This is a genomic window from Magnetococcales bacterium (assembly GCA_015228815.1).
GTDB lineage: Bacteria > Pseudomonadota > Magnetococcia > Magnetococcales > UBA8363 > UBA8363.
The window spans coordinates 30525-49566 of record JADGCV010000013.1 but is presented as its reverse complement, the minus strand read 5'-3'; the positions used below and the strand labels follow the sequence as shown (position 1 = coordinate 49566).

At 58.7% G+C, this 19042-nt stretch carries 14 protein-coding genes; 7 read left to right on the top strand and 7 right to left on the bottom strand.

Annotated features, from left to right (window positions below):
* Window positions 1-4 precede the first annotated feature (4 nt).
* Both HQL76_07435 and HQL76_07430 read left to right on the top strand, forming a co-directional pair.
* Complete coding sequence (locus HQL76_07435) at window positions 5-2374, top strand: tetratricopeptide repeat protein (GenBank protein ID MBF0108989.1); 2370 nt, start codon at window positions 5-7, stop codon at window positions 2372-2374.
* Window positions 2375-3074: 700 nt separating this feature from the next.
* Window positions 3075-8468, top strand: coding sequence for a cadherin repeat domain-containing protein (locus HQL76_07430; GenBank protein MBF0108988.1), 5394 nt, complete (start codon window positions 3075-3077; stop codon window positions 8466-8468).
* Between the two features lie 416 nt (window positions 8469-8884).
* Here HQL76_07430 and HQL76_07425 read toward each other — a convergent pair whose 3' ends face one another.
* From HQL76_07425 to HQL76_07415, 3 genes are all read right to left on the bottom strand, one after another.
* A complete protein-coding gene (locus HQL76_07425) occupies window positions 8885-9235 on the bottom strand; it encodes a putative addiction module antidote protein (GenBank protein ID MBF0108987.1) in 351 nt (116 codons plus the stop codon).
* Entirely contained in the window at window positions 9232-9555 is a 324-nt protein-coding gene (locus HQL76_07420) for a type II toxin-antitoxin system RelE/ParE family toxin (protein ID MBF0108986.1), read from the bottom strand. The genes HQL76_07425 and HQL76_07420 overlap by 4 nt, the downstream gene beginning before the upstream one ends.
* 90 nt (window positions 9556-9645) lie before the next feature.
* Complete coding sequence (locus HQL76_07415) at window positions 9646-10359, bottom strand: NUDIX domain-containing protein (GenBank protein ID MBF0108985.1); 714 nt, start codon at window positions 10357-10359, stop codon at window positions 9646-9648.
* A gap of 480 nt (window positions 10360-10839) precedes the next feature.
* Here HQL76_07415 and HQL76_07410 point away from each other — a divergent pair, with 480 nt between their 5' ends.
* The 4 genes from HQL76_07410 to HQL76_07395 are packed head-to-tail and all read left to right on the top strand — an operon-like array spanning window position 10840 to window position 13152.
* Complete coding sequence (locus HQL76_07410; protein ID MBF0108984.1) at window positions 10840-11235, top strand: nucleotidyltransferase domain-containing protein; 396 nt, start codon at window positions 10840-10842, stop codon at window positions 11233-11235.
* Window positions 11225-11704, top strand: a complete 480-nt coding sequence (locus tag HQL76_07405) for a DUF86 domain-containing protein (GenBank protein ID MBF0108983.1) — start codon at window positions 11225-11227, stop codon at window positions 11702-11704. Before HQL76_07410 ends, HQL76_07405 begins: the two co-directional genes overlap by 11 nt.
* Window positions 11650-12861: a hypothetical protein gene (locus HQL76_07400; GenBank protein MBF0108982.1), complete on the top strand. Its 1212-nt coding sequence runs from the start codon at window positions 11650-11652 to the stop codon at window positions 12859-12861. The genes HQL76_07405 and HQL76_07400 overlap by 55 nt, the downstream gene beginning before the upstream one ends.
* Before the next feature lie 45 nt (window positions 12862-12906).
* Window positions 12907-13152 (top strand): acyl carrier protein, encoded by a 246-nt coding sequence (locus HQL76_07395; protein MBF0108981.1) that lies wholly within the window; start codon window positions 12907-12909, stop codon window positions 13150-13152.
* A gap of 49 nt (window positions 13153-13201) precedes the next feature.
* On the opposite strand, the gene HQL76_07390 is transcribed toward HQL76_07395, so the two are convergent.
* From HQL76_07390 to HQL76_07375, 4 genes are all read right to left on the bottom strand, one after another.
* Window positions 13202-16276 carry a CHASE domain-containing protein gene (locus tag HQL76_07390; GenBank protein ID MBF0108980.1) on the bottom strand — a complete coding sequence of 1025 codons (3075 nt, stop codon included), beginning with the start codon at window positions 16274-16276 and terminating at the stop codon, window positions 13202-13204.
* 73 nt (window positions 16277-16349) lie between these two features.
* The gene (locus HQL76_07385; protein MBF0108979.1) at window positions 16350-17072 is read right to left on the bottom strand and encodes a M48 family metallopeptidase; all 723 of its coding nucleotides are present in this window, start codon (window positions 17070-17072) and stop codon (window positions 16350-16352) included.
* 77 nt (window positions 17073-17149) lie between these two features.
* The gene (locus HQL76_07380; protein ID MBF0108978.1) at window positions 17150-17365 is read right to left on the bottom strand and encodes a DUF2892 domain-containing protein; all 216 of its coding nucleotides are present in this window, start codon (window positions 17363-17365) and stop codon (window positions 17150-17152) included.
* 143 nt (window positions 17366-17508) lie between these two features.
* Window positions 17509-17820, bottom strand: a complete 312-nt coding sequence (locus tag HQL76_07375; GenBank protein ID MBF0108977.1) for a hypothetical protein — start codon at window positions 17818-17820, stop codon at window positions 17509-17511.
* 380 nt (window positions 17821-18200) lie between these two features.
* On the opposite strand from HQL76_07375, the gene HQL76_07370 reads away from it, so the two are divergent.
* Complete coding sequence (locus HQL76_07370) at window positions 18201-19004, top strand: OmpA family protein (GenBank protein MBF0108976.1); 804 nt, start codon at window positions 18201-18203, stop codon at window positions 19002-19004.
* Window positions 19005-19042 lie beyond the last annotated feature (38 nt).

Here is a 19042-nt window from a genome sequence, read left to right as displayed (position 1 = left end):
CAAGATGGACGCACGCAGCAATCATTCTCTGTTGTATACCGGGTGGGTCGTCCTGTTGACGGGACTGGCGGGAATCTTTCTGCCGCTGACATTCGCCCACCTGTCACACAAGCCCGATCATCCGCTCCTGTTTCCGATGATCGTTTCCGCCATCGGCGTCACCACCCTTGGCGGAAGCCTTGCCCTGGGAATCCTTTTCCGGCGTCATCGGTCCCCTCCGCCGACGCCGGTCCCCGAAACCGAGGAACCGGCAACCGGCGACCGGTGCGATGCCGTCTTCCAATGGAAGAAGGAATCGGATCCAGGGGACGAGGCAGGACTTCAGGCGATCGTGAACATGCAAAATCCCGCGATCCGCTCGCTTGCCGCGAAACTGTATCAGAAACCGGGAAAAACGTTTCGTTTGAACAATATTTTACGCTCCCAGGCGGAAAACTATCGGCGTCAAATGAATGGCTGCGGCATCGACTGCCGTTTCGAACCGCCCGGGATCCCGCGGGCGACGGAACACGATCCCCTCGAAAGATTCATGACCCGCTTTCCCGATCTTCCGGCCCATCTGCCCGTCACGGCGGCCATTGCTTCCCTCGTGGCCATTCTCTGGCCCCTTCTGGTCCCCTCCTGGCATGCCGCGCCCCCGAACGGAACACCACGACCTTCCGCCACCACGGCCCTCCTGTCGCGCCATCTTCCACGTCCATTCTCCTCCCTCCCCGCCGCCCGTAACACGGAGCAGGTAGAACGGCAGCGACTGATCGCCGAACTGGCGCTCATCGATTTTCCCTTCAAGGAACTGGGGCAAAGACGGGATCGGGTGATCGAGGCGCTGACACGAAACGACCTCCAGATGGCTCGGGAGTTTCTCGAAGCGACCGTCACCGATCTTCGGGAGGAGCAGAAACTGCTGCCCTTCAAGGACGACCATTTGCGCACCATCACCGCCGACCTTCTCGGTTCGCTGGGAGACATTCACCTGTTGCAGTCCAGACCCGCGGCCGCCGCCCAATCCTTTGCCGACGCGGCTGAAACCGCATCCTCCGCCGAACAGCACGTCCAGTTCCTTCAACGACGAGGATCGGCCCAGAACCTGGCGGGCGACACCCTGGCGGCGGAACAATCTCTTTTGCAATCGCTTCATGCCGCCAGGGAAAAAATCGGTCCCAAACATCCCCTGGTCATTTCCTCGCTTTCCGGTCTGGGGCGCCACTACGAATCGACGGGACAGTTGGAACAGGCGGAACCGGTGCTGCGCGAAGCCCTCGCCCTCCAGGGAGAGATTCAAGGACCGGCCACGCTCAAGACCGCCGAAACCATCGACCTTCTGGCACAGGTGATGTCCCAGAAAAATCAATCCCATGAAGCGCTGGTCCTCCTGGAACAATCCCTGCGGATCAAAGAATCGCTTCTGGGAACCTCGGATCCCGGACTGATCGACACCCTGGCCCCGATCACCGAAATTCTTCTCGGCGAGGGGCGGGTCGCCGAAGCGGAAGCGACCCATGAACGCATCCTGGAAATCGAAAAACAAACCCCGACGGCGACGCAAAATGCACAACCATCCGTGCCAGACGCCGCGGAAACCAAACCCCAGGAACGCCTCGCCACGCCCCAATCAACCCAGTCGCCGGAAAATCCCACCGCCACACCCAGCCCCCCCGTCCCCTCGATCATCCCATCCCCCCCTGTTCCCGAATCCCGAACCACCACGCCCGCCGACATCACCCCTCCCCCTGCCGGCGATACCTCCGCCATCGACGGCAAAGCCACCGAATCAAACCTCAATGGCCTGGCCTCGCGCTATTACAGCCAGGGTGACTACGACAAAGCCCTCGAACTGTTCCAGCGTTCCCTGGAACTCTCGACCCAGAGCCTTGGAGAAAACAATCCGACCGTCGCCGCCAGCATGAACAACCTGGCCTCGATCCTCGCAAGCCTCGGTCGCTATGACGAAGCCTTGCCGCTTTTTGAAAAATCATTGAAGATCAAACAGGAAACCCTGCCGCAAAACCATCTGTCCCTGGCGACGAGCATGAAAAACATCGCCGCCATCCTCAGCCGCCGCAACCGCTACGGCGAGGCGGAACAACTTCAGAAGAAAACGTTGGAAATTCACCAGGAAGTTCTGGGAATGGACCATCCCGAGGTCGCGGCAAGCCTGAACAATCTGGCGCGCACCCTGGATCAGGAAGGACGCTTCGATGAAGCCCTTCCCCTGTATCGCCGTTCCCTCGACATTCTGACCGGCGCTCCCCTCGCCAATCAGGCACAGATCCGGGTAGTCACCCAGAATTATGCCAATCTTCTCAGGCGGATGAATCGCACCACCGAGGCCATGGAGGTCGAATCCATCGGCCAGACCGCACCCTCGCCGTAAAATTGATTCGGTCCGATTCATGCAAGCCGGGTTGGACGTCCACATCCGCCGAACGACACGGCACAAACGTCCGGTTGTGGCCCGACCTGGAAACGATCGACCGAACCATGCCCCGAACAGAATGATCAGACAATGAAAACACCCGCCGCACCCCGGAAGATAATTGATTCAAGAATCGGGAAATGGCTTCCGATAACGCAATCATGGAATATCGCGGGGATGTGATGAAGAGGTCCACTTTTTCCCCCGGTCCCGGTTCGGGCAGCAGATTTTTCCCACCGTCACAATGGATAAGGGACGTCAGGGAGTACACGTCGTGAATTTTTTTGTAACGAAGTTCCGGATCGCCGAATGTTTCATGACACGATTCAAAACACGACAAAGTTCAGGATGAATGTGTGTTCATGTCACGGATCTCTTTCGAGAGCGATGAATGTCCCCTCGTCATCCTTTTCAAGGGAACCCCGGTTCGATCCGGCACAAAATCATGCACATGAAACAAAATGATGAAACAATAAAAGCATCGGATCTGTTTTACAAAGCGTTACATGCGTCAACCTGTGTCAGGACAAGCGGATTGTGTTTTTCAACGGGTCATGTATAGTCGGAACATCCCGAGATGCAGTCCGTGCGGGCAAGGGATTTTCCTTTGCCATTAACCATCGGTAACTTGATCAGGGTTATGGATGTGGGAAAGCTGTTGACACGAATCCCGATGGCGCTGCTGGTGTGGCTGGCCATCCTGCGATTTTCGGCTGCCGCGATTGCCGGGCCTGCCGCCGTGTCCGCCATTTCCCCCGATTCCAGCGTCACCACGACAACGCCGACCTACGTCTGGACCGCCGAAAGCCAGGCCAGCAAATATCGCCTCGTCGTCAAGAATTCCAAGAATGCAACGCTTGTCGATCTTTGGTACACCAAGGAGGAGTCCAACTGTTCGGGCGGCAGTGGCAGCTGTTCGGTCACGCCGTCCACGGCCCTCGCCGCCGGAAGTTACACCTGGTATGCCATCGCCAACAGCGGGGTGGCCAAGGCGCTTGTGGCCAAAAGTTTCTCCGTGGTGCCGGTGACGCAGTCCACGGGCTCCCCGAGCGGCCAGCTGACGACCGCCCCGACCTCGTTCAATTGGGGAGCGGTTTCGGGAGGCACGTTCTATCTCCTGACCGTGACCAAGAGCGGCGGCACGCCGGTCACCAAGTGGCTGTCGGCCAGCAGCGCCGGGTGTGCGAGCGGCAGTGGTACCTGCCGCACCGACCTGGCGATGACCTTCACCAACGGCACCTATTCCTGGGACGTCAAGCCTTACACCACCTCGCTCCAGGCTGTTTCGACCTCGGCCACCTTCACCCTGACGACCACGGTCACGGCGCTGATCGTCTCGCCAACCGGGACCATCAGCACCAACACCCCGACCTATGTCTGGAACGCCGAATCGGGGGCCAGTGGCTACACCTTGAAGGTAACGACCAACAACGGTCTGGTGCTGCACCAGGAAACGTTGACCCCGACGGCGGCGGGCTGCGCCAGTGGCAGCGGCACCTGCTCCAGGACCCCCTCGGTCACCCTTCCCGCCGGGCTTGTCAAATGGTCGATCGCGGTCACCCCCTCGAAAAATACCGGGGAAGCCACGATCACGGTTCCCACCCCGACGTTGTCCACCCCGACCCCGGTTTCGCCCAAGGGAACCGTCGCCAACCTGACGCCGGGATTCAGTTGGAGCGCCGTTTCCGGGGCGAGCCATTACCGCCTGAGGGTCACCGACGCCAGCAATGTCCAGGTGATCGATCAAACCTATTCAGCCGCCACCGCCGGTTGCTCCAGCGGTTCCGGAAGCTGTTCGGTCTCTCCGGGGACCACCCTGGCGGTCGGTGTCGGGTCGTGGACCATCATGGCCACCAATACCACCAACGGCACCGAAAGCGCACAGTCGGGCCGTCAAGGGTTCACCATCGTCCAACCGACGACCAAACCGGGAACACCGACCCCTGTCTCTCCGAGCGGCAGCGTCACCACCCTGTCGCCCAGCTTCACCTGGAATGCCACCACCGATGCCAACGCCTACATTCTGCGGGTCACCGACGGCAGCGGCAGCGTCGCCACTCGGGTCGTCACCGCCACGGTGGCGGGATGCCCCTCTTCGAGCGGAACCTGTGCCACCACCTTCCCCAACCCGTTCGTCGCCGGCGCGGGATCGTGGACCGTTCAGGGATACAATGCCACCGACAACCTTACCGGAACCGCCTCGGCGGCTCTGGGCTTCACCCTTTCCGCCCCGGCGACGACCACGCCACTCCTGGTCTCTCCGATCGGTTCGGTGACCACCAATACCCCGACCTATATCTGGAACGCCGAATCGGGGGCCACCGGATACCTGCTCAAGGTCACCAACGCCAATGGTCTTGTGCTGCACTATGCCAACATGACCCCGGAGGCGGCAGGCTGCGCCAGCGGCACGGGTACCTGTTCGGTGACGCCCGCGGTATCGCTTCCCGCCGGGACGATCACCTGGTCGGTGGCCGTGGTCCCCTCCAAGACCACCGGACAGGCCACCATCAATGTTCCGACCCCAGCCCTCGCCACCCCCACGCCGATCGCCCCGAACGGCACGGTTGCCACTTTGACACCCTCCTTTTCCTGGGGAGCGGTCCAGGGGGCGACCCATTACCGTTTGCGGGTCACCGATGCCACATCGAGTCTGGTCATCGATCAAACCTATACGATCGCCGCCACCTCCTGTTCCAGCGGCTCGGGAAGCTGTTCGATCGCACCGGGGACGACCCTGGCCATCGGCAAGGGGACCTGGACCATCATGGCCCTGCACACGTCGAATTCAACCCAAAGCGCCGAATCGGGCCGGACCTCCTTTTCGATCACGCAACCCGCATCGACCCCCGGAACGCCGACCCTGATCGCCCCGACCGGCGCGGTCACCTCGCTGACGCCGACTTTTTCCTGGACCGCCGCCAGCGATGCCAATGGATACATCCTCAAGGTGACCGATGCCAGCCAAACGACCGCGACCCGGATCGTCTCGGCGACCCAGGCGGGATGCCCGACGACTGGGGCCACCTGCGCCACCACCTTTCCCAATCCGTTCACCGCCGGGGCGGGATCCTGGACGGTGCAGGCCTACAACTCGGAGACCAACCTTAATGGAACGGTCTCGTCAAGCCTTTCCTTCACGTTGAGCGTCGAAGTGGTGGGGACCATCATCGTCTCCCCCACGGGCAACACCTACGACCGGAGCCCGACCCTGACCTGGAACGCGGTCGCCGACGCCACCCAGTATCTGGTGAAGATCGTCTCGACCCACGCCATTCCCCAAACCTTCCACAACCAGATCTACACCCCGACCCAGGCGGGATGCGCCGCGGGAACGGGAAACTGTTCCGTCACGCCGTCCATCGAACTGAATCCGGGCGGTTATCTCTGGTCGGTCGGGACGATGCCGGTCAAACGGGTCTACGAACAGGGATTCACCCTGCTGGCGGGGGCGATTTCCCTGTCATCCGCGACCCTGGCGGAAAATACCACGACTCCCGTCAAGGTCGGCACCCTGACCTACAGCGATCCCGAGGCGACGGGGACCGTCTTCAGCGTCAGTAGCGGGAGCGACGGCACCTCCTTCGAAATCCAGAACAGCAACGAACTGTGGATCAAATCGGGTGTGACTCTGAATCACGAGAGCAAGGCCAGTCTTGGCGTCCAGGTGACCGCGGAAGGCGCGAGCCAGCCGTTCACCGTCCAGGTGACCGATGTCAATGAAACGCCCACCGACATCGCCCTCTCCGCCTCCTCGGTCAACGAAAACACGAACACGACCGGCAATGCGACCATCGCGACCCTTTCAGGAATCGATCCCGACAAGACCGGTCCCAACGCGACCCACACCTTTGCCATCGTCGGTGGAACGGACCAGGGACTTTTTGCCCTCAGTGGTCAAAACCTGCAACTGGTCGCGGGAACGGCGCTGAACTACGAGGCGATGACCACGCCAGCGTTGCAGGTGCAAATCAAAGTCACCGACGGCGGCGGACTGACGTATACCAAGGATGTCACCATCGCGGTCAACAATGTCAACGAGGCCCCGACCTCGGTATTGTTGTCGGCCTCTTCCGTGGATGAAAACACCGGAGCCAGCGCCACCACCACGTTTGCCACCCTGGGGGTGATCGATCCCGACAGTTCCGACTCGGTGACCTACAGCGTCACCGGCGGTACCCACAAGGATTATTTCACTGTCAGCGGCAGCAATCTTCAGATCAAGGGGGGAACGACGCTCAACTTCGAGGCGATGACGACACCAAGCCTTGTCGTGGAACTCACCGCCACCGATTCGGGCAACCTGTCCTACGCCAAGAGTTTTACCCTGAGCGTCAACGATGTCAACGAGGCCCCGACCAACATTACCTTGAGCCCCGGCATCATCTACAGCAATGTCGATACCAGTGCCGCCATGAGCGCGGGCACCCTGACCGTCACCGATCCCGACGCCAACAATACCCACACCTGCACCGTTTCCGGGGGGACGGACGCCGCCAGTTTCCAGATCAGCGGCGCCCAACTGCAATTGAAGGCAGGCTCGGTCCTCGACCTGAATGCCAAACCCACCTACACGGTGGCGGTCACCTGTAGCGACACGGGAAACCTGTCGCTCACCAAGACCCTGACGGTCACCCTTCAGGCGATCGATCGCTCGATCACCGTTGCGCAGACATCGATCAATGAAAACACGAGCACCGCCAGCGACGTAAGCCTCGGAACGTTGACCGCGGTCGGCAACAACACCTTTGCCATCGCCGGCGGGGCGGATCAGGGTTCCTTCACGGTCGTGGGGACGCAACTCTACATCAAGGCGGGAACCACCCTCGATCATGAAACCAAGTCGAGCTACAGCGTCCTCATTTCCAACAGTGACGCCCTTGGATCCTATTCGGCCACCGTGACCATCACCGTCAACGACCTGAACGAATCGCCGACCAACATTTCCCTGAGCAACAATGTCCTTCCCTTTCTTTCGCGACCAAGCAATGCGGCGGTCGGCACCCTGAGTACCACCGATCCCGATGGCAACGAACAGTTCACCTATTCCCTCCCGGACACCCTGAACGGTCGCTTCGCCATCCTTGGCGATCAGTTGCTCGTCGTGGAGACCACGACCCCGATCCATGGCATCTTCGACCTGGGGGTACGGGTAACCGACAAGGGAGGTCTGACCTTCGACAAGACCTTTTCGATCACGGTGGTCGGGTTTTCGGTGGAATCGATCCCCGAGACCCCCAATGTGGCGACCCTGCTTTCTTCATCGAGGACCACCTATGCCAGCATCTACAACCATCTGGTCACGGCGCAGGCTGGGGGACAGATCATCGTCTCGGAAGAGGAATTCGAAAGCATGGTCCTGGGCAAGCTGGCGCAACAGTTGACCGAGGCAGGTACTTTTTCCCACACCCTGGGCGAGGTCATCAACAAGTTCGACATTCAGATCACCGCCAGTCAGATCACCGTCACCCTCAAGGTGGCGCTGGTGGATCTTATTTATTCACGCATTTCGACCACGACCCGAAGCCTGGCGCAAACGGTGCTCGATGCCCTGGCCCCCTACGCCTCGGGCTATGTCCTGGGGGTCCGGATGCGGATCAAACCGGTCTTGAGCGGGCTTGACGTGTCCCTGGACACGGCCTCCTCCTACGTGGACTTTGTCGATGAATCCGATTATATCCCGACCGTGACCTTTGGCATGGGGACGTTGATCTCCACCTACAACAGCATGGTCAACGCCCTGGCCAGCAACGATCTTCTCGCCTTTTTCCTGGGTGGCGGGGCACGTCCACCGAATCATTTCCTCACCGAAAGCCTTGGCAACGCCGCATTGGCCGCGCGCGTCGGCCAATACAACAACACACTCAATCTGGACGCCTCCGCCAGCCGCGCCACCAGCACCCTGTCCGACCGGAGCCAACAGGGGAGCCTTCTCATCCCCCTGAGTCAACGTCTGGACTATTATTTTCCCGGATTGATCGCTTCGGTATCGATCCAGGACAACACAGTCACCCTGACCCGCAGCAGTCTTGATTTCGCATCGGCCTTTTGATCTTCGCTCATTGCCGATGTTCCCCCCGCTCATGTTGCAAAGTGTGTGACGCCGCATAGAATCCTTCGTCTTGAATCTGCGCGAATCTGCGAAATCTGCGGATCGCACAGGTCGTGAATCCGCGGATTTCGCAGATGGACGCAGATTTTTCAAAGAGGGATGAGCAGACCTATGCCATTATCGGTGCGGCAATGTAGAATTCAAAAAGTGACGTTGGAATTCCTCGGGATTCTATGCAGCGTCACACAGCTTGCAACATGAGCGGTGGTTCCCCCAATCCCAACGCCCGGAAAAGGCTTTCCTCCGTCAAGGGAAACACCTCGCTGCCGCCAGCTTCATTTCTCGCACGAATTCATCCGGGGAACACCGCAGGGCGGCAATAGAGGATTCAGGCACAGTTTTTAGCCGCCCAAGGTTCACCGCCCGAATTCCGATGATACAGAGGCTTGAAAAGGACCATGGCGACCCGGAGTTACGGTCAACCGCAAGCCGACAGCCTTCAAAACCGCCGTCAGGGTGCGCAAGGTGGGATTGCCCCTCGGAGACAACGCCCGATAGAGGCTTTCGCGCTGGATTCCCGCCAGTTCGGCCACCCTGGGCATGCCATAGGCCTCGGCCACATGACGCAAGGCCAACAATAACACCGCCGGTTCCTCCTCGTCCTCCATGGCGGCCTGTAGATATTCCTTTGCCAGTTCCGGATCATCACGCAGTTCCCGTACCAGGGACTCGTCATGAGACACGCTCGCCCGATCCAAATGCTTCATGTCAGCCTCCGCTTGAAATCCTTCAGGCAGGCTACGGCCTGAATAATATCCACATCCTGGGAGTGTTTGTCCCCTCCGCCCAACAACAATACGATTGTCTTGCCAACCATCCCATAGTAAACCCGGTAGCCAGGACCACAGTCCACCCGCAACTCCGCCACGCCATCCCGCAACGGCTTGCAGTCCCCGAAGTTGCCTGCCGCCAATCTTAAAATGCGGGCATGAATTCTGGCCTTGGCTTGCCTGTCTCTCAGCCGGGCCAGCCACTCGGTGACAATTTCGTGGCCGTCCTCGGTGCGGTAGCGACGAATCGTATTCATGACTGTAACATATAAATCACAAACCTGCTACCATAAACATATCTCGAACCATGCATGACCGCTCCTCCAGGTGAACCTTCCGGCCCCGGCTCAACCATCGACAAACCGCTGCCGCAATTCCGAACGATGGAGCTGCAACCATTGCATCCCGAGGATGACCGAGGCGGCGTTGATTTCTCCCCGGGTCATCATGGCCATCACCTCGGAAAAGGAGACGCAGACCGTCTGGATGTCCTCCTCCTCCTCGGGGACTCCGGAGGCGGAAGGGGGGATGCGGCTGTCGAAGATACCGAGAAACAGATGGATCCGTTCCGTGGTGCCACTGGGACTGATGTAGAAGGTCATGACATGTTCCATGACCGAGGGGGTCCATCCTGTCTCCTCCCGGACCTCCTTGAGCGCCACCGCCCGGACATCTTCCGCCCCCTGACAGGATCCCGCCGCCAGTTCAAGGACCCAACCCTTATTTTCGCGCAAATGCGCTCCGATCCGAAACTGACGCACCAGACCGACACAATCCTGCACCGGATCATACAAAATGACCGCCACCCCCTCCCCCCGTTCCAGCGCTTCCAGGGCGATGGTCCGACTCATGCGACCGTCGAAACGTCGATAACGCAGGAATATTTTGAAAAGACGAAAAAACCCCCGATAGACCTCCCGGGTCTCGCTGATTTCGACATCCATGACCACCTCGCCTTTGTTGTCATCGCCCCGCGCCTGGGATGTCCGGAAGCGGCGACGTTGTTTTCGCCATGAAGGGATCCCGGGTTCCCGTGAACACGCGCCCTCCCCATGATCCATGCATTGCCCCCGACAGGGCAACCCCTTCCCCCCACCCAGGACACCTTTGCCGCCCATGCCGCGTCAAAACCGCGACCGATGGCCCCGGAGCGGAAACCATTTCAGGCATGCAAAATGCAATCTTTCCATAAGGACCGTCCTTGAAGCAAATGACTCATGAGTCATGGACCAGGAACCGAACAGAAAGGTATGAACCGGGTCAACCGCCGGCGATTTCGCAACCGAGGGGCTTTCTCGTCCGGTTTCCGCACGAGAAAGCCGCGGTTGGTCCAGAAGCCCGGGCCGGCCCGAATCAGGGTCGAACCTGAAATTCATCCCTGCGACGGATCACCCCGTCGGCCCATGGTGGTTCCTGGTTCCATTTTTTCATGCCCGGAACACGGTTCGACCAATGAACCACGATGCCCTGCGGGCAAAACCAACCCTGGGAACGATCCCTTCGGTCCCCCTTTTTTCTTTCAAGGTTTCTTTTTCCGAAACATGGACTGGACCCGCTTGATCGAATGTCTGAGGAGTTGCCTTCCGGAACTGCTGGCGCTGTATGCCTTCGGCAGCCGTATCCGTGGCGACGCCGGTCCGGAGAGCGACCTTGACCTGGGGATACTGGTCATGGGCAAGCTCGATGCGGTGATTCTGTGGCGACTGGCGGGCGAACTGGCCGACATTGCCGGCTGTCCGGTCGATCTTCTGGATCTGCGCGCCGCCAGCACGGTGATGCAGTACCACATCATCACCACCGGCCAGAGGATCTGGACCAAAGACCATCGCGCCCTCCTCTACGAAAGTTTCATTCTCAGCGAAAAAACCGCCCTGGACGAGGCCCGCGCCCCGCTCATGGCCATCATCCAACGGGAAGGAACCATCCATGGTCGATGAGGTGTTGATCAACAAGGCCGCCCTCATCGAACGTGCGGTCGCCCGCGCCCGCGAGGAATATGCCAAACATCCCGAAACCTTCGCCAGCGACTTCACCCGCCAGGATGCCGCCATCCTGAACATACAACGCGCCTGCGAGGCAGCCCTGGACCTGGGACAGCATTTGGTACGACGGGAACGGCTGGGCGTTCCCCAGGGGGCGCGGGATGTGTTCGAACTGCTGGCCAGAGGCGGATGGATTACCCGGGAAATGGCCGGGAAACTCAAACCCATGGTGGGTTTCCGCAACATCGCGGTACACGACTACCAGACCCTGCAACTCCCCATCACCATCGCCATCATCACCACCCATCTCGATGACCTGCTTGGATACGCCCGGACCCTACTGAAAACAGATTCTCAAGGAGAAGCCCCATGTCCGAACCGACATGTATCATTCAGCCCGCCATCACGGTCCCCCGATTCCTGAAACAGGAGATCATCGCCAAACTGGCCTATGTGGATCCTCTGGTGGCGCATGTCCGTTGGCATGACGGTGACACCCTGCTCTTCCGACTGCGGCGGACCCCCGAGGACCAGGAACGGCTGTCCCTGCTGGACAAGGTGCAACGAACCCTGACCCTCCTGGTGACGACCACCCGCGAACCTCCGGTCAAGATTCTTGAAGATCGAATGGACCAGCCGCTTCGTCATGCCCAGGACCCCATGGGCGCACTGATGGATGGCGGACACGTTTTTCAAACGGGTGATGGAATGTATTCCCTGGGACCGAGGGTTGCCTCTCTGTGCCGGTACTTCGAGGAACGATTGTTCGCCCTGGGAATGTCCGTGGGCGGACAGGTGTATCGTTTTCCCGCCATGATCCCGGCGAGGTTCCTGGAAAAAATTCACTATTTCAAAAATTTTCCCCATTCGTTGGGATTCGTCGCCCATCTCAAGGAAGACCTGGACATCATCGAACGATTCGCCCGCGAAACCCGCTGCACCGAGAATACACTGTTTCAACCGCATGGCTCCTTCTCCAGAGTGCAAAACCTTCTTTCGCCGACGGTCTGTCACAACTTCTATTTAATGCTCTCGGGTCGAACCCTGGGAGAAAAACCCATGATCGCCACCGCTCATGGAAATTGTTTCCGTTATGAATCCATCAACATGCACTCTCTGGAACGGTTATGGAACTTTACCATGTGGGAGGTGATTTTCGTCGGTTCCAGCCGGGAGGTGAAAGAGCTGCTGACCGGAGCCGGGCAAAAAACAAGCGCGTTTCTTCAGGAACTTGGACTGGCCTATCGCCTCGAAAACGCCAACGATCCGTTCTTCATCCGGGAATTCGGCAGCCAATCGGGTTTCCAACAGATCTACGAGTTGAAATATGAATACCGCGCACTCCTGCCGTTCAAGAATGAAACCTTGAGTATCGGCTCGCGCAATTATCATATCGACTTTTTTGGCCGTGGCGTCGAAATTTCACTGGCCGATGGCAGTCCGGCCCACTCCGGTTGCATCGGTCTGGGCCTGGAACGGCTGGCCTTCGCCTTTCTGGCCCAATTTGGCATCAATCCCGATCATTGGCCGGCACAGGTGCGCGCGGGAACCCACGACATGGAAGGTCGATCGTCACGTTGATCCCGCGCCTGTGACCATTGTTCCCTTTTCCCGGAGTCCATGGACATGTCCATCGAATCGTTGTTGCATCGCCTCCAGCCCATGTTCCGGCAGGCCTTCGGCGATGATACCCTCAAACTCACCGAAACAACCCGCATGGAGGACATTCCCTCCTGGGACAGCATCAGTCACATGGCCCTGATCACCGCGACGGAACAGGAATTCGACATTCGGTTCAGCTTGGCCGAACTCGTTTCGGTGGCCGAGGTTGGCGATTTGATCGCGTTGATCCAGGCAAAAAAAGGAGGCTGATCAATAATCTCGAACCGGGAGGTACCTGGGTAGTTACAAACAATATTTATCAAGCGGGAATATTTCCATTATTTTCCGGAGCATACCTTGAAATTGCCTCCAGAAGCCTTGGTTTGGTGATTGGTTTGGTGAGGTGGGCGGTACATCCCGCGTCGAGGGATTGGCGTTCGTTTTCGGCGAAGGCATGGGCCGTCAGGGCGATGATGACGATGGGAGGCCGTTGTTGTTCCCGCTCCCACTGGCGAATGAGGCGGGTCGCGGTATAGCCGTCCATGATCGGCATCTGGACATCCATCAACACCAGATCGAAGGTTCCCTCCTGGACTGCCGTCACCGCGTCCTTGCCATTTTGCACCACGGTCACCTGATGGGTGGTCTTTTTCAAGAACGCCTGGATCAACAGGATGTTGTCCTCGGAATCGTCCACCAGGAGGATACGACACCGGTCCGAGTGTCCTGTCAAGGTTGCATCCTTGTGCAGGGTTCCATCGACCGGTTGAGGTGTTCCCTGTTCCCTGGGGCTGCCCTCCAGGACCGAATGCAGGACTTCCAACAATTCCTCTCCCTTGACCGGTCGCAACAACAATCCAATGTTCAACTGCCGCCCCCGGGCCAGGTCCCCCTGTTGTTGATAGGAACTGATGACCACCGCCGGAAGATCGGGGCGATTGGCCTCGGTGCGAAAGTTTTGCACGCTTTCCAACAGGTCCATCGGTCCCGGGGGGGGGGGAAGGAGGACGACATCCACGTTGGCCCCCTGTTTTTTCTGCTCCGCCAACACCGTCAAAGCCAACTCCGACTGGTCCACCGCCACCACGTTTCCTCCCAGTCCCTCGATCAATCGCGTCAGGACCAGACGGTGATCGGGTTGGGCCTCGACCAGCAGGATCCGGCGTCCCGCAAGGTCCCCGCGTCCATGGCCACGTCCGGGCGACGGCAAGGGATCTTGTGCGCCCACCGCGTCGAAGATCGCCGTGAAACAAAAAACGCTCCCCTGTCCCGGCGCCGAAGTGACGTGAATGTCTCCCTTCATGAGATTCACCAGCCGCCGCGTGATCGCCAATCCAAGCCCCGTTCCGCCATATTCGCGGGTGGTGGAGGTGTCGGCCTGGGTGAAGGATTCGAAGATGCGTTCATGCTTGTCACGCGGGATGCCGATGCCGGTATCCTCGACACAGAACATCAACGCCCCCGGTTCGGGGTGTCCGGCGTTTTTTTCCACATGAATGGAAACCGTCCCTTCATGGGTAAACTTGATCGCGTTTCCCGTCAGATTGATCAATACCTGACGCAATCGTTTCGGATCACCCACCAAACCGTCGGGGGTGCCACTGGCAACTTCCAGTTCCAGCGCCAATCCTTTTTCCCGGGCGCGATGGATCATGATGTCCATGAGACGTCGCAGAAGGTCCTTCAGCGAGAAGGGGACCCGATCCAGCTCCATCCGTCCCGCCTCGACCTTGGACAGGTCGAGAATATCGTTGATCAATTCGAGCAGGTTGTCGCCGGCGCGGCGAAACACGGCCACATATTCACGTTGTTCCGGGGTCAGGGGGGTTTCTTCCAGCACCTCGGCCATGCCGACGATCGCATTCATCGGCGTGCGTATTTCATGGCTCATGGTCGCCAGAAATTCGCTTTTGGCCAGATTGGCCGCTTCCGCCTCTCTTTTTGCCTGGACCAGGGAGGATTCGGTGGCTTTGAGTTCGGTGATGTCCATACCCATGCTGATAATCATCCCCCCCTCGACCGCCGAATGATCCAGGGGCCGCGAACGGACCATCCACACACGCGGGCCCCCTTCCATGGGATACAAGGTCAGTTCCCCCTCCTTCAGGGGATTGTCGGCGGGAAAGGGCGGTCCCAGGAGATTCATCACCGCCGCCCGCCGTTCCTCGGGGCAGATTCGATCGACCCAATCCGCGACCGACAGCTTCTGATCCCGGCGTTGTCCCGAAAGTTCAAGCCAGCGCTGATTGGCCTGGATGATCCGACCATCGACGGCGGAATGGATCATGACGGGAATCGGGGCATAAAGGACGATTCGCATGAATCGTTCCTCGCTCACCCCCAGACGGCGGGTAATCTGCAACGCCTCTTCCATGGCCCGTTCCCGTCCCGAAATCAATACCCACGAGGCGAGCGCGATGGCGACGCTGATCACGAATCCCGCCACCGGAATCGTGATGCTCGCCCGGGATTGATCGTTTTCCAAAAACATCGGACTGGGCGAGAAACGAACGGTCCATCCTCCCTGGCCCGAGGTCGATTGCACCATCCGGACCCATTCGAGGGGTGAACGGTCCATGGGCATTTCGGGGTGGGTATCGTAGATTTTGGCGTTGCCCGACATCAACAGGCCATCGAACACCGAAGCACGAATATCGACATGGACGCTGCCATAGAGGGACTCGAAAAGTTTGCGGGCGTCGTAAACCGTGGCGATCCAACCGAACAAGGCCGACCGCCGCTCCTTGACGGTGGCCAGTCCCCGCCCTGGGCGATAGACCGGATAGAAATAAAGCAGGTCCCAGCGGTTTTCGTTGCCGATCCGGCGGATCAATAACGGAGAAAATACCGGTCGGCCCCAGTCTCGCGATTGCCGGGCCGCTTCTCTTCGCCCTTTTTCCGAGCCAAGATCGGTTCCAGCCTTGTAGAATACCTGCTGTGGATTCAAGGCGCGGTGAAAGGTGACGACAAAATAATCATCTCTTTTTTCCTCGCTCTCGACGCGAAAGTAGGGACTGAAGGGAAATTGCATGCGCCGTTCGAACCGTTCCCGTTCTTCTTCGGTCACCGGTACCACGAAGGCGATTTCCTGGAGGCCCGGGTAGCGCACTTCCCAATCCATGGCATCCAGAAAGCGGTTCCATTCCACCGTGGAAATGGCATCGGAGGTCGTGAACAGGCCACTGACCGCCCGTGAAAGGTTTTCCTGGAGGAACAGCCTTTTGTTCATCATGTCCCAGGCGTTTTCGGTCACCTGGTCGAAATAGCGGCGGGAAAACTCTTTTTTTTCGGCGGTGGCATAGGCCCAATAGATGTTGGACAGGGCGATTCCCAGAAGAAGGAGAAAGATGGGGAGAAATTTGGATCTGGGAGAGACCTTGAATGTTGTTTCCATCGCAACCATGCCATCCGTGGGACGGAAAACGGAAGGGGCGAAACATTGTTTCGATGACGGCCACGGATCAGGGTTACCAGGGGGAATTGATGTTCCGCAAACGCCCGCGGCACTCCATGAAGTCGGGAAAATGGCGCCGAACCAGATCCCAAAAGGCAGGAGAATGGTTCATGTGACGCCGGTGACTCAGTTCGTGGACCACCACATAGTCCGCAACCCGCGGGTCGGCCCACATCAACCGCCAGTTAAGATTGATGTTGCCACGACCGGAACAACTGCCCCAGCGGGTTTTTTGTCCCCGTACATGAAGATCGTTGTAGGGGGTTTCCATGATGCGTGACCAATGGTCGAGACGCCGTCGAAAGTAGGCCTGGGCGACCCGGCGATACCATCGTTCCAAGGGACGGAGAATATCAAGATTCAGGTCCGGCGATCCCGGGTTGCCACCTGTGATCCAGAGGTCATCGCCACAGCGGAAAACCGTACCCCGTCCCCAGTTTCCCAGGCGCAATGTCAGGCAATCGCCAAGAAAAGGCAAGGGACTTCCTTCACCGAGCCTGCTTCGATCGAGGTTTTTCGACCGGACATCGGCAAGGCGACGGTCGAGCCAGTCGGTTTCTCGATGAAGAAGCGCCTCCACCTGTTTGAGGGGGACATCGGGGGGGCATCGCACCTGGATCGCCCCCGCGTCGTCGATTCGGATCGAGATGCGTTTGCGATTGCCGACGAAGGCGATCTGAACGGATTCTTCCCGGCCCGCGATGACGATTTTTCGTTGATCGATCACCCTTTCCATGGGGTTTGCCGGCATCCTTGAACCACAAGATTGACGTTGGATCCAGCCATGACCCCATGGATGGCCCGCAAGCCCCTTCAGGTCGTGGTGGAACAGGTATCGACTCCGAACATGCGGCAGGTATCGATACCGAAAAGAAGATAGAACGGACAGACGCGAAACACGCTCGAAACCAGAGGGACGAGCCCCAACCATCCCAACACCGACTGCGGTCCGACATAGACAAAAGAGATAAGCACCACCCCCGCCACGACACGCACCGCGCGGTCGATGCCGCCAATATTGATTTTCATGTCCGATTTCCTTTCCCGTTGTCCTTCGGGAAACGCCCACGCTTCCCACATCATGGACATGTCCGGGTCGTCTTCGGTTCCCGTCGAGGAATGCTAATGTAAAACCAATCGGAAATCCATGGGGGAAAGGAGAAAGATAACGGTCAGACGAACGTTCTGGCGGCGGAATTCTTGACGAACCGACGAAAGTTGGCCGCATTGAAGGCCGCGCCGTAGTTTTCCTTGAGATCGTGAAAAAAACGGCACTGAACGCAGATTTCCGCCTTGTCCCGGGTCGAACAGGGCCCATCCTTGCCGCAGAATGTCCCGGGAATGAAGAAGCAGGCCCGTCCTCCGTTTCGTCCCCCCAGGAATCCGTCCGCCTCTTCCCAGGTCACCGCGGGACACACCGTATCCCCTGGACCCGCCTTGTCGAATCCACAACGTTTGACTTCCCAACAATTGACAGTGCCCATCGTATCCGTTCCATGTGTCCGAGTCGATCGTGTCCGAGGTCGCGGTGCCACCCCATGGAAAAACAATATCCGCAAAAAACAGGGAAGTAAACAACAGTTTGCCCAAGCGGGTGGATTTCATTTTCCGAAGGGGGTAACAATTTGATGAGGCATCCATTTTTTTTCCAATGCCACCGGTCGGCAACCCGGAATGCCCTCGGGGGCGCGGATGGTGTCCTTGTCATTGGATGTTTGCGGTAATCTGGGGTTCCCGAAGGATTGATTCGATTATTGATGGTTGGCATGAGGTCAATATTAAGGTAAAAGTGTGATACAGTGGAGGCTTTCAAACAGTTTGCTGGAATCGTGACCTGCGATATATCCATTATCAAAAGGAGCAAATGATGAAGATATTCAGAATGGCGGCTTTGGCCACGGTGGGGCTGCTCACCCTGGCGTTGACCGCGTGTACCGCCCCGACCGTCCCCGAGGGGTGGCAATATGGCGGATTCAAACAGTGGCATCCCCAGGCGGGAAAAAAAACCGTCGGCGTTGCCGGAACCCAATGCTATTTTTGTGAACGCACCGAGATGGACAGCGATGGCGACGGCGTCACCGACGACAAGGATCAATGTCCCAACACGCCGAAGGGCTTTCCGGTCGATGCCAGGGGGTGTCCTCTGGATTCCGATGGCGATGGGGTTGTCGATGGCCTCGATCAATGTCCTGGAACGCCGCGTGGCACCCAGGTCGATGCCAAGGGCTGTCCGGTTCCCCTTCCTCCGGTCGATTCGGATGGCGATGGCGTCGTGGATGATGCCGACAAGTGTCCCGGAACGCCCAAGGGGGCCAGTGTCAATCATGTCGGATGCTGGGTTTTGGAAAACCTTCACTTCGACATCGACAAGGCGGTCATCAAGGCTGTCGATTTTCCGCTTCTGGATGGCGTCCTCGGCGTGTTGAACAAGAATCCCTCCATGAAGGTCGAGATTCAAGGCCACACCGATACCACCGGCAGCCGTCGATACAATCAAAAACTGTCGGAAAAACGGGCCGAAGCGGTTCGAGCCTACCTGGTGGGCAAGGGGGTCGCCAAGGCCCGGATCACCACGGTTGGTTATGGCAAGGATAAACCCGTTGCCGACAATGTGTCGCCCCAGGGCCGCGCCGCGAACCGTCGTGTACAACTGGATCCGATCAAATGATCGGATGAATTCATGGCAGTCGATCGAGCGGGCCGATT